This is a genomic window from Acinetobacter sp. GG2, from assembly GCF_000292385.1.
Lineage (GTDB): Bacteria > Pseudomonadota > Gammaproteobacteria > Pseudomonadales > Moraxellaceae > Acinetobacter > Acinetobacter seifertii.
The window spans coordinates 112,110-124,666 of the sequence record NZ_ALOW01000038.1 but is presented as its reverse complement, the minus strand read 5'-3'; the positions used below and the strand labels follow the sequence as shown (position 1 = coordinate 124,666).

At 40.5% G+C, this 12,557-nt stretch carries 11 protein-coding genes; 9 read left to right on the top strand and 2 right to left on the bottom strand.

Going from position 1 to position 12,557, the window contains the following annotated elements; all coding sequences use genetic code 11:
* Positions 1–131 precede the first annotated feature (131 nt).
* The 4 genes from guaB (at position 132) to recJ (ending at position 5,453) form a co-directional block, all read left to right on the top strand.
* Positions 132–1,598 carry an IMP dehydrogenase gene (gene guaB, locus B554_RS0113835; protein WP_002121951.1) on the top strand — a complete coding sequence of 489 codons (1,467 nt, stop codon included), beginning with the start codon at positions 132–134 and terminating at the stop codon, positions 1,596–1,598.
* A gap of 149 nt (positions 1,599–1,747) precedes the next feature.
* Positions 1,748–3,085: a phosphoglucosamine mutase gene (gene glmM / locus B554_RS0113830; RefSeq protein WP_019458523.1), complete on the top strand. Its 1,338-nt coding sequence runs from the start codon at positions 1,748–1,750 to the stop codon at positions 3,083–3,085.
* A 10-nt stretch (positions 3,086–3,095) separates the two neighbouring features.
* Positions 3,096–3,752, top strand: coding sequence for a pyridoxamine 5'-phosphate oxidase (gene pdxH, locus B554_RS0113825; RefSeq protein ID WP_019458522.1), 657 nt, complete (start codon positions 3,096–3,098; stop codon positions 3,750–3,752).
* Complete coding sequence (gene recJ / locus B554_RS0113820) at positions 3,753–5,453, top strand: single-stranded-DNA-specific exonuclease RecJ (protein WP_019458521.1); 1,701 nt, start codon at positions 3,753–3,755, stop codon at positions 5,451–5,453. It begins immediately after the preceding gene.
* Between the two features lie 41 nt (positions 5,454–5,494).
* Here the strand turns inward: recJ and B554_RS0113815 are convergent, their stop codons facing one another.
* Positions 5,495–6,262 (bottom strand): putative porin, encoded by a 768-nt coding sequence (locus B554_RS0113815; protein WP_004704957.1) that lies wholly within the window; start codon positions 6,260–6,262, stop codon positions 5,495–5,497.
* 391 nt (positions 6,263–6,653) lie between these two features.
* On the opposite strand from B554_RS0113815, the gene prfB reads away from it, so the two are divergent.
* The 5 genes from prfB to B554_RS0113790 all read left to right on the top strand — a co-directional run bounded on the left by prfB (position 6,654) and on the right by B554_RS0113790 (position 11,503).
* A protein-coding gene (gene prfB, locus B554_RS0113810; RefSeq protein ID WP_099143691.1) for a peptide chain release factor 2 occupies positions 6,654–7,749 on the top strand; the annotation gives its coding sequence in 2 pieces (ribosomal slippage) (positions 6,654–6,725 and positions 6,727–7,749; 1,095 coding nt in all).
* Between the two features lie 199 nt (positions 7,750–7,948).
* Complete coding sequence (locus tag B554_RS0113805) at positions 7,949–8,251, top strand: ArsR/SmtB family transcription factor (protein ID WP_002053977.1); 303 nt, start codon at positions 7,949–7,951, stop codon at positions 8,249–8,251.
* A gap of 28 nt (positions 8,252–8,279) precedes the next feature.
* A complete protein-coding gene (locus B554_RS0113800) occupies positions 8,280–9,338 on the top strand; it encodes an alkene reductase (RefSeq protein ID WP_019458520.1) in 1,059 nt (352 codons plus the stop codon).
* Positions 9,339–9,506: 168 nt separating this feature from the next.
* Positions 9,507–10,799, top strand: coding sequence for a 3-deoxy-D-manno-octulosonic acid transferase (locus B554_RS0113795; RefSeq protein ID WP_019458519.1), 1,293 nt, complete (start codon positions 9,507–9,509; stop codon positions 10,797–10,799).
* Positions 10,796–11,503, top strand: coding sequence for a 16S rRNA (uracil(1498)-N(3))-methyltransferase (locus B554_RS0113790; protein ID WP_019458518.1), 708 nt, complete (start codon positions 10,796–10,798; stop codon positions 11,501–11,503). Before B554_RS0113795 ends, B554_RS0113790 begins: the two co-directional genes overlap by 4 nt.
* Here B554_RS0113790 and B554_RS0113785 read toward each other — a convergent pair.
* Positions 11,492–12,463 (bottom strand): mechanosensitive ion channel family protein, encoded by a 972-nt coding sequence (locus B554_RS0113785; RefSeq protein WP_019458517.1) that lies wholly within the window; start codon positions 12,461–12,463, stop codon positions 11,492–11,494. The genes B554_RS0113790 and B554_RS0113785 overlap by 12 nt on opposite strands.
* Positions 12,464–12,557: the final 94 nt, after the last annotated feature.

Below are 12,557 nucleotides of genomic sequence, written 5' to 3'. Positions count from 1 at the left end.
GAACTAACACGATAATAAGTGAGAAATATTTAGAGTAGGTGAATATCTATTGCTGAAAAAGGCAAAGATAATATGAAAATTGCATTGAAATTTGTTTATAATAGCTCACGGAATTTACCAGTGAGATTGTTATGCTGACCATCGTTCAAGAAGCGCTAACCTTCGATGATGTCTTATTACTTCCTGCCTACTCTACTGTTCTCCCAAAAGATGTCTCTCTAAAGACACGTTTAACTCGCGGCATTCATTTAAATATCCCATTAGTTTCAGCTGCAATGGATACAGTGACTGAGTCACGTATGGCGATTGCGATGTCACAAAATGGTGGTATCGGGATTTTGCACAAAAACATGGATATTGCTGCTCAAGCTGCAGAAGTACGCCGTGTGAAAAAATTCGAAGCGGGTATGGTGAAAGACCCTATCACTGTAACGCCTGAAACTACAGTACGTGAACTGATTGCAATTACCAGCGCTAATAACATTAGTGGTGTACCTGTTGTTAAAGACGGCAAGGTTGTTGGTATTGTGACAGGCCGTGATACGCGTTTTGAAACTAACTTGGAACAACCTGTTAGCAACATCATGACAGGTCAAGATCGTTTGGTCACTGTACGTGAAGGCGAGTCTAAAGAAAATATTCAAGCATTATTGCAAAAACACCGTATTGAAAAAGTCTTGGTCGTTGGCGAGAGCAATGAACTTAAAGGCTTAATTACGGTAACTGACTTCCGTAAAGCTGAGAGTTATCCAAACAGTTGTAAAGATGATCTTGGTCGTTTACGTGTTGGTGCTGCGGTAGGTACTGGTGCTGATACACCAAGTCGTGTGGAAGCATTGGTTGAAGCTGGTGTTGACGTTATTGTTGTTGATACAGCACATGGTCACTCTGCTGGTGTAATTGAACGTGTACGTTGGGTGAAACAAAACTTCCCTCAAGTACAAGTGATTGGTGGAAATATTGCAACTGGTGATGCTGCATTGGCATTATTAGATGCAGGCGCAGATGCTGTAAAAGTAGGTATTGGTCCTGGTTCTATCTGTACTACACGTATTGTAGCAGGTATTGGTATGCCTCAAATTTCTGCAATTGACAGCGTTGCTAGCGCACTAAAAGATCAAATTCCTTTAATTGCAGATGGCGGTATCCGTTTCTCTGGTGATATGGCTAAAGCGATCGGTGCTGGTGCAAGCACAATCATGGTCGGCTCACTTCTAGCTGGTACTGAAGAAGCACCTGGTGAAGTTGAATTCTTCCAAGGTCGTTACTACAAAGCATATCGTGGTATGGGTTCATTAGGTGCAATGGCTGGAGCTACTGGTTCTGCTGACCGTTACTTCCAAGACTCAAAAGCGGGTGCTGAAAAATTAGTACCAGAAGGTATTGAAGGTCGTGTTCCATATAAAGGCCCAATGGGTAATATCGTTCATCAAATGATGGGTGGTTTACGTTCATCAATGGGCTATACAGGTTCAGCTGTGATTGAAGATCTTCGCCAAAATGCGAAATTTGTGAAAATTACTTCAGCGGGTATGTCTGAGTCACATGTTCATGATGTAACGATTACTAAAGAAGCTCCAAACTATCGTGTTGGTTAGATTTTAGTAACTAAATCAACTAAGAAAGCCGTCAGTACACTGACGGCTTTTTGTTTTTGGTGTAAAGTAAATCTAATGAAAAGAGATATGGCAAAATAGCCATATATGAAATGAGCCGCGGCCGAAGTGGCGTAAAAATGAGATAAGCTATGAGTTATTTTGGAACGGATGGTATTCGTGGAAAATTTGGGCAAATGCCTATTACTCCAGAGTTTGCTTTAAAACTCGGATTTGCCGCAGGGAAGGTATTAAAACGAACGAGTCAAAAAAATAAACCACTTGTTGTATTAGGAAAAGACACTCGTTTATCTGGTTATATTTTGGAATCTGCTTTACAGGCTGGCTTAAACGCTGCTGGTGTATATGTTCATTTATTAGGTCCATTACCGACACCTGCGATTGCACATCTTACTCGTGCATTACATGCCCATGCAGGTATTGTAATTTCTGCATCACATAATCCGTATTATGATAATGGGATTAAATTTTTCTCAAGTGAAGGTAAAAAATTACCGGATTCATTACAAGAAGAAATTAATAAAGAATTAGAAAAGGATTTATTCATTGAGGACACTGCAAATTTAGGTAAAAGTGTTCGTGTAAATGATGCAAATGGTCGCTATATCGAATTTTGTAAATCTACTTTCCCTTACCACTTCGATTTAAATAATTTAAAGATCGTGTTGGACTGTGCACATGGTGCAGCCTATAGTGTTGGCCCTTCAGTTTTTCGTGAACTAGGTGCTAAAGTTGTTGCTTTATACAACGAACCAGACGGTTTAAACATTAATGAGAACTGTGGTTCAACACATCCAGAACACTTACAAAAAGCAGTGGTTGAGCATGAAGCAGATTTAGGTATTGCCTTTGATGGTGATGCTGACCGTGTTGTGATGGTTGATAAGTTTGGTCACTTAATTGATGGTGACCATATCTTGTACATTTTAGCCACTCAGGCGAAAAATAAGCCAGTAGGGGTTGTTGGTACGGTCATGAGTAATATGGCACTTGAAATTGCACTTGAAAAAGCAAATGTTGGCTTTGTTCGTGCAAAAGTTGGTGACCGTTATGTATTGCAAGCTTTAGAAGAAAATGGTTGGGTGATAGGTGGTGAGCCTTCCGGTCATATTTTAACTTTGGACAAGAGCACAACTGGTGACGCGATTATTGCAGCACTTCAAGTGTTAACTGTAATGGTTGAACAGAATAAAGCGCTCCATGAACTAGTTCAGGACTTTGAATTATTCCCACAAGTGCTGGTAAATATACGTTTAGAACAAATGCTTGATCCGTATTCTATTCCTGCATTGGTTACCGAATTTGATAAAGCAGAAGCACAGCTTAAAGGTCGTGGTCGTATCCTGATTCGTAAGTCAGGAACTGAGCCAGTCATTCGCGTCATGGTTGAAGGTGATGACGAACAAGAAGTGAATGCTTTGGCTGAACATTTAGCAAATGCAGTTCGTTCACAAGCACAAGTCGCATAAGGTGTATGGCATGAGTGATGTCATTAAAGATTTAAGCGAATTACGCTTAAGTTATGAACAAGGTGAGTTGTACGAGACGCAAGTCGCTAGCAATCCACATGAGCAATTCTTAGGTTGGTTTAATTATGCTTTAGCTGCGAACTTGCACGAACCGTATGCAATGTCGTTAGCAACTGCAAGTGCTAGCGGTCGCCCGCATGTCAGAACTGTATTATTACGTGGTGCCACAGAAGCAGGGTATGATTTTTATACCAATTATGACAGCCAGAAAGGGGCAGATTTGGCAGAAAATCCATATGCTGAACTGTTATTTTATTGGCCAAGTCTAGAGCGTCAGGTACGTGTGGGTGGGCATGTTGTGAAGATTCCTGAACAGGAATCTACCGACTATTACCATAAGCGTCCACGTGATAGCCAGATTGCAGCTCATATTAGTACGCCTCAAAGCGGAAAGATCGAAAGTCGAGAGTTATTGCAACAGCGCTTCCAAGACTTGCAACAACAAATTCAAAGCCGTGAAATACTCGATAAGCCTGAGTTTTGGGGCGGATATCGTCTGCAACCGGACTATTATGAATTCTGGCAAGGGCGACCAAATCGTTTACATGACCGCTTGAGTTATGAAAAAATCGACGGTCAATGGACGTTGCACCGACTGATGCCTTAAATGACAAAAATACAAATTAAACAAAGACCTTTATTGACACGCCCTGAACAGTTTCAGGGCGTGCCTCCGTTTATTGCCGAGATTTTGGCAAGACGTGGAGTGCAATCTGAACAAGAACTAGAGCTAAAACTTAAGAACCTGCTTGCGCCAGAGCTCAAAGGAATGGATGCTGCTGTCGCATTAATGGATCAAGCCATTGATGAGCAGAAAAAAATAGTTATTGTGGGGGACTATGATGCCGATGGTGCAACTAGTACAGCTTTAATGATGCTCGTGCTTCGCGATATGGGAGCACAAGTCGACTATTTAGTTCCAGACCGATTTAAATACGGTTATGGCCTTACTCCTGCTATTGCTGAACTTGCACATCAAACTTATCAACCTGATTTATTAATTACAGTCGATAATGGAATTTCCAGCCATGCTGGTGTTGAAGCAGCACATGCTCTAGGCATGCAAGTCATTATTACCGACCATCATCTAACGACCAAAGAGACCCCACTTGCTGAGGCGGTGGTGAACCCGAATCAATTGGGATGTGAGTTTCCAAGTAAAGCGCTTGCTGGTGTTGGTGTTGCTTTTTATGTACTTGCCAATTTGGCGAGTTTACGTAGTAGACAAGGCAAAAGCACAAGCAAAGTCACTCAATATTTAGATTTAGTCGCTTTGGGCACTTATGCCGATGTGGCTGTTCTAGACTATAACAATCGTATATTGGTCGATGCAGGCGTAAAGCGCATTCAGCAACATCAGTGTCGAGTAGGAATCTTAGCCTTACTCGATATCACAGGTCGGGAAGCTACTTCAATACGTGCTCAAGACTTAGGATTTGTTCTTGGTCCGCGTATTAATGCAGCAGGGCGTATGGAGAGCATGCGTATTGGGATAGAGTGTTTATTGGCCGAGACAATGGAAACAGCATACCCCATTGCTCAGCAATTAAACCAGCTAAATATAGATCGTCGTCAAATTGAAGGGGAGATGAAGCAACAAGCTTTATCGGCCTTAGATACTTTGCAACTTTCACAGCAAGATATTCCTGCGGCGCTTGTTCTATTTGAAGAAAACTGGCACCAAGGTGTAATTGGTATTGTTGCGGGGCGTTTAAAAGAGCAGTTCCATCGACCAACGATAGTTTTTGCACCTGATGAAGATGGCATTCATATTAAAGGTTCTGCGCGTTCAATTGACGGTGTGCACATTCGAGATACCATTGAGCAAGTTGCCGAACAACATCCTGAGTTGGTGAGCCATTTTGGTGGGCATGCTGCAGCAGCAGGTTTGACGATACGTAAAGAAAACTTTGAGGCTTTTAAAACAGTATTTAGTAACTGTGTGGCTTCAATGGATGAATCTATCTTTCAAGCGACCTTATGGACTGATGGTGAGCTACCTGTTTCTGCTTTGCAGTTAGATACCTTGAACTGGATTGAACAGTTAGGCCCGTGGGGACAAAAATTTCCACTGCCTCAATTTGAAGGATATTTTAAAGTTATCGATTTCCGTTGGCTCAAAGATACACACTTAAAACTTAAATTGGCTTTAGATCAATATAGTTTCGATGCAATTGCTTTTAACGCAGCAGGCCGCTTCGAGTTTGATCCTATGCGTGACCATGTACATTTAGTCTATGAAATAGACCGTAATGTTTTTAATGGTAATGTGAGGTTACAGCTGCGAATTGTGCATTTAAAACAATAAAAAATCCGCTCAATTGAGCGGATTTTTTAATCTAGGTAAGATTAGAAGCGGTATGCTGCACGAACACCATAAGTGTTGTCGTTATCACCGAAACCAATACGACCTTCAACACTTACTTGCTGATTCAAGAATTTTTTAGCATTAATGCCCCATTCGTCTTTATCAGTTAAGTCATTGTTGTAGTAGTCCACACCTAAACTTAAAGTTTTATCGATGTAGTAGTCGCCACGAACTTTATATTCGTCAAGGTCACCAAACGCGCCATAAGCTTCAAGGTTTACGTCATGTTGACCAACTTGAGTTACGTATTTTGCACGAACGGTAGGGTCTGCACCGTCTTTACCGTCTTTTTCGTCATAACCTTTAACACCTAAAGCAAGTAACAAACCAGGTGCTGGTAAGTAACCTACTTCAGCCGCATAAGTTGTAACTTTCTGGTCGTAGTTTGTGTTGTCGATTTCGCGTTCATTTCTGCCTACATCACCGCTAAGGTAGAAGTCAGTATTAGGAACATAGTATTCAACACCTACGCCGTATTGAGTATCTTTAGTACCGCTGTTATCGCCATAGTTAACGTGTGCGTTAACATTGCTTGCACGGTTTAAGAATGCTGCTTCAGCAAGCGGTGCATTACGTGTTTGAACAGGGTTGAAATAATATGTACCATCAACACCAAATTTGCTTACGCTGCTGCCGTTATCTGGATCAAGATAAGTGTAAGAACCACCAACTTCAGCTTGGTAAGCGTTTGCTGCGCCACTTACTGCAAGCGCAGATAAAAGAGCTGATGCAATTGCTAGTTTTTTCATGGAATCTCTCCCCTCTAAAAACGATTTTATAAATGTTTTGTTACAACTTTTAGTCTAGAGCAAAATCATTTAGCGTCAATCTTGTACGAGTAACTGTACTGTAACCATGTGCTTTTTTTGTAAATTTAATTAAATTAAGTTATTGATTTAAATTAATAAACACATAATGTTTTATTTTATTAAAATTGAGGATATTTTGTGTAGAAACTTAAAAATGCTGGAAAAGTACCCAATTTTGTATGGGGATGTTACGAATAAAGCTTAAAATCTTCTGAAAGAAATAAAAACTTTTTAAATTGAAAATATGAGTTAAAGATTAAAGCAGGTTCGAAGATAACCATAGCTATGATAAAATATTCGACTGTTTATCTGCTTTTATGGGAACACTCGCGTGGAAATTAATCCTTATCTAAACCAATTGAAAGACTTAACTGATCGTAGCCAAACACTACGGGGGTATCTTTGACTACGATCTGAAAAAAGAGCGTTTAGAAGAAGTTTTACGTGAGTTAGAAGACCCTGCGATCTGGAATGATCAAAACCGTGCTCAGGCAATGGCAAAAGAAAAAGGCGAACTAGAAAACGTTATTAATGTATTAGATGGCTTATCTACACAGCTTGAAGATGCGAAAGCAATGCTCGATTTAGCTGTTGAAGCTGATGATGAAAGCTTGCTGGTAGATGTGCAATCTGAACTTGGCGCTGCCGAAGAAGAATTAGCAAAACTTGAATTCCGCCGTATGTTTAGCAACCCAATGGACCCGAATCCTTGCTATGTCGAGATTCAAGCAGGTTCAGGTGGTACAGAAGCACAAGATTGGGCTTCAATGTTATTACGTATGTATATGCGCTGGATTGAACGTCACGGTTTTAAAGCAGAACTTATGGAAGTATCTGATGGTGACGTTGCAGGTATCAAATCTGCAACGATTCGTGTTGAAGGTGAATATGCATATGGCTGGTTACGTACAGAATCTGGTGTACACCGTTTAGTGCGTAAGTCACCATTTGACAGTGGTAACCGCCGTCATACTTCATTCTCTGCGGTGTTTATTTCACCGGAAGTTGATGACAATATCGAAATCGATATTAATCCTTCGGATGTTCGTACTGATACTTACCGTGCATCTGGTGCAGGTGGTCAGCACATTAACAAAACAGATTCAGCAGTTCGTTTGACGCACATTCCATCTGGTATTGTGGTTGCATGTCAAAACCAGCGTTCACAACATGCGAACCGTGATCATGCATGGAAACAGTTACGTGCAAAATTGTATGAACTAGAAATGCAAAAACGTAATGAAGCTGCTCAAGCACTTGAAGACTCGAAGTCTGATATTGGTTGGGGTAGCCAAATTCGTTCTTATGTACTTGATGACTCTCGTATTAAGGACTTACGTACAGGTGTTGAAAATTCAAATACTGGTGCAGTTCTTGACGGTGACCTTGATCGTTTCATTGAAGCGAGTTTAAAGCAGGGGTTATAAGAGTCTTTCGAACTTTTAGTTCTTTAAAACTCTTAAATTTTTAGCGATTAAAACGGCAAAGCAGTTCAGTGATCGGAAGTTAATCGGAAAAATACGATATGAATATCGAAAAAAATGGATATGAATATCGAAAAAATGCGATATTATGTTTTCGAAATGCTGAACGAAGCTTTGTTCGTTTAAAAGACGTGTTGAGCCTATGGATATTGATGCAATTAGCAAAGCCCTAGCCAATCCTCTGCGTCGGCAGATTCTGCAATGGTTAAAAGAACCTGCGCATTATTTACCGGTAGAAGAGTGTGGTGGTAGTTTTGAAAAAGGGGTTTGCGCAGGTCATATTGAACGTTTGGGTAAAGTAGCTCAGTCTACAATGTCCAATCATTTGTCTGTATTACAGCAGGCCGGTCTCATTCAGGTCCAAAAATATGGACAATGGTCTTATTTTTCACGTAACGAAGCTTTGATTCAGCAATATATCGAACATTTAAAACAAACACTTTAAAACCAATAAAGTGTAAGTCGAGGCGATCATGGCTGAACTCAATACTCCCTTAACAGTTGGTGATTTTGAAATTAAAAATCGACTGGTAATGGCCCCATTAACACGTGCACGTAGTGGCGAAAGCCGTGTTCCAAACGACTTAATGGTGGAATATTATCAGCAACGTGCAAATGCTGGTCTCATTCTCACGGAAGCAACAGTGATTGGTTCAAAAACTGTGGGTTATGCAGACACCCCTGGACTATGGTCACAAGAGCAGGCACAAGCGTGGAATAAGATTATTGACGCAGTTCATGCGCAAGGTTCAAAAATTGTAGTTCAGCTTTGGCATGTGGGCCGTATTTCAGACCCTGAACTTTTAGATGGTGATATTCCAGTTGCACCAAGTGCGATTCAACCTGCGGGTGAAGTGAGTCTATTACGCCCTAAACGCCCATTTGTAAAACCGCGTGCACTTTCAATTGAAGAAATTCAAGAAGTTGTAGCTCAATATAAACATTCAGCAGAACTGGCTAAAGCAGCAGGTTTTGACGGTGTTGAGTTGCATGCTGCAAATGGTTATTTAATTGACCAGTTCCTTCAAAGTAATACCAACCAACGTGATGATGAGTATGGTGGTCCGGTTGAAAATCGTGCTCGCTTGTTATTAGAAGTGGTTGATGCCTTTATTGAAGTGTGGGGCGCTGGCCGAGTAGGTGTACACATTGCACCGCGTGGCGACTCTCATGATATGGGTGATGAAAATCCATTAGCGACATTCGGTTATGTGGTTGAACAATTGAGTCAACGTAATGTAGCTTTCATTTTCTCTCGCGAATACGAAGCTGCCGATAGTATTGGTTCGCAATTACGTGAAAAATTTAATGGTGTGTGGATTGCCAATGAAAATCTGACACCAGAGTCGGCAAAACGTATTTTACGTGAAGGTCAGGCAGATGCAGTATCTTTTGGTAAGGCTTATATTGCGAACCCAGACCTTTTACAACGTTTAGAGCAAGGTCTACCATTAAATGAAATTCAACCAACGACTTTATATGCTAAAGGCGCTGAAGGTTATACAGACTACCCTGCTTTAGAAGCTTCATAAAATCATTTTATTATTAAGTTTTTCTTTTTACTGAACTTGCTCTTTTGTGAGTTCAGTCAATGACTTTTCTTGTATATGGTAGAGTTTAGGTATCGAAACTCTGCCATTTTTTTTATCTATGTTATATTTTCCCCAGTTTTTAAATTTTGACTATTTGAGGCAAACCGCTTGGCGACCCCATTTTGGTACAACACAGCACTCCATTTATTAAAACCGTTTTATCGCTGGCGAATAAAAAGACGTGCAGAAAGTCTGGAATTATATCATCAGGAATGTCTGGAAAGATTTGGGCCGTTTGAAGATCCGAAGAATGTAAAAGCCATCTGGTTTCATGCGGTTTCAGTCGGGGAAACCAATGCTGCACAGCCACTCATTGAGCACTATCTCAAACTTGGACAGCCAGTTTTAGTGACCAATACTACAAAAACAGGTCAGGCACGTGCCAAGTCACTTTTTTTAAAAGAACCGTATCTAGATTTATTTCAAGCAGTCTATTTGCCTGTAGACCAAAAACCGCTTTTAAAACAATTCTTCGAATCATACAAACCGAGACTTTTAGCATTAGTTGAAACTGAGCTTTGGCCCAATTTAATTGATCAAGCCAAGTTACAGCATGTGCCTTGTTTGTTGCTTAATGCTCGCCTATCTGAAAAGTCAGCAAAAGGCTATAGCAAAGTCTCAAGTTTAACTGCCGGTATGTTAAAGCAAATCGACTGGGTATTAGCACAAGATAGTGCAACCCGTCAGCGTTATGTCGAGCTTGGTTTAGATGAGCATAAAAGTCAGGTCGTTGGAAATATTAAGTTTGATATTCATGCGCCCGAGGCTTTTATTAAAAAAGCTGCCCAATTGCATCAGCAGTGGTATTTGGAAAACCGTCAGGTTGTGACGATTGCCAGTACACATGCACCTGAAGAACAACAAATTTTAGAAGCACTTGCGCCTCATTTAAATTCCAATCGTGAGTTGGTATGCATAGTTGTGCCTCGTCATCCTGAACGCTTCGATGAAGTATTTGAAATTTGTCAAAATTTAAATTTAGTTACGCATCGTAGAAGTATGGGGCAAAGTATTCATGCCAGTACGCAGGTTTATTTGGCCGATAGCATGGGTGAGCTTTGGTTATGGTACGCTTTAAGTCAAGTGTGCTTTGTAGGTGGTTCTTTAAATGAGCCGGGTGGTGGACATAATATTTTAGAACCTATGGTTTTAAATGTACCTACAGTGGTGGGGCCGCGTTATTTCAACTTTCAAACAATTGTCGATGAGTTCATTGATGAAAATGGTGTACTGATTGCTCAAGATGCACAGCAGGTCGTTGATATCTGGTTGGCTTGTCTGGCAGAACCTGAAGCTACTGAACAGCTCGTTACACAGGCGCATAAAGTATTGCAGCGTAATCAAGGTTCGCTACAAAAACATATTGGGGTGATTAACCGGTATTTGGCCGAAAAACCATGAATATTGTTTTACTAGAACCTGAAGATACTCAGTCAGAAATCTGGTCGATTCATTCAAAGCGTCAATTACAACATTTACGTGAACATCTTGATATTACGGTTGGCCAAAATCTGAAAGTTGGTATTCGTAATGGCACGCGTTATGTCACAGAAATTGTTTCGATTGATGAGCAAGAAGTGTGTATACGCCCTATTCGTGAAGAAGCAGTACCGGCAAAACTTCCAGTTCATTTAATTGTGGCTTTACCAAGACCTAAAGTTTTGCGCCGTTTAATTATGGATAGTGTGACTTTAGGTGTTGAAAGAATCAGTTTGATCCATAGTTATCGCGTTGATAAAAGCTATTGGCAAACTCCATTTTTACAGCAAATAGATAACTATGTGACGCTTGGACTTGAACAAGCAGGTGACACCATCGTTCCTGAAATTCAAATGTATAAACGTTTTAAACCTTTTGTTGAAGACGTTTTGCCAACCCTCATTTCAGAAACATCTCCTGCCTATGTGGCTCACCCTTATGCCGAGCAGAGTATGCCAAGTAACATTGACCATGCTTGCAGTATTGTCGTGGGTCCCGAAGGTGGCTTTATTCCCTATGAAGTTGATTTACTCACAAAAAACGGCTGCCAAGCTGTGAGCTTAGGCAACCGTATTTTAAGAACCGAAACGTCTATTTCTTATATTTTAGGGCGTTTATTTAGCTGAGTTCTCAGCATTCAATGGCAAATGATTTGCAGCCATTTTTAATTCCTGAATTGGGTAAGGAATATTAATGCCATTTGCATTGAAGGCTTGTTTTACTTCGGCTTGAATAATGCTTGTAGATGATGAAATATCTGTCTCAGTGGTGTTAATCCACCAGCGTACCGTAAGGTTAACCGAGAAGTCTGCTAGAGCTGTCACGTTAACCGAGAAAGCAGGCTGACTCAGTACATTTCGGTCATTATTGAGAATATCTAAAATAATTTGTTTCGCTTTTTGCTCATCGTCGTCATAACCGATACCGACTACGAACTCACAGCGTCGTTGTTGGTAAGCCGTATTTACCGTTAAAGCACTCGTATAAACAGTTGCGTTTGGAATAACGATACGACGGCCGTCTGGTGAGCGTAAGAAGGTTGCACGAATCTGAATATCTTCAACAGTCCCTTCAAGTGAATTCACTACAATCGAATCGCCAATACGGAATGGCTCGCTCAATAAAATCAAAATACCTGAAAGCAGGTTTTGGAAAATATCTTTAAATGCGAAACCAATTGCGACAGAACCGATCCCTAAAGCGCTCATAAGTTGCCCTGGGGTAAAACCTGGAATCATGATGACAAGCGCAATTAAGAAACCAAAGAATAAAATTGCTGTACTGCCGACACGGTTTAAAACAAGAACCAAATTTTGGCGAGTATAAGAGCGATTTTCTAAAGTCTTACGAACAAAGAATTTAAATAATTTGGTCAGTAGCCAAAAAATAATAAAAACGGTAATCGCAATGCAGATATAAGGTACACGTTCCCAAAAACTATCTACGATTTTGTCGATAGTAGTATAGGCATCATGATATTTTTCGGTATGTGCTAAAACCGTTTGGGTGGTTTTAGTACCTGCTTCTTGCAAAAGTTCGCCTGTATTTTTTGCAACATCCGTTAAGGATTTTTGTTCATCAGCCACGACAAGTCTCTATTGAATAAATTCATGAAAGCTCTTTTAGCTTTCATCATAGTAGGAGATAAAATGTGCGCCTACTATAATGAGTTCAACTAAA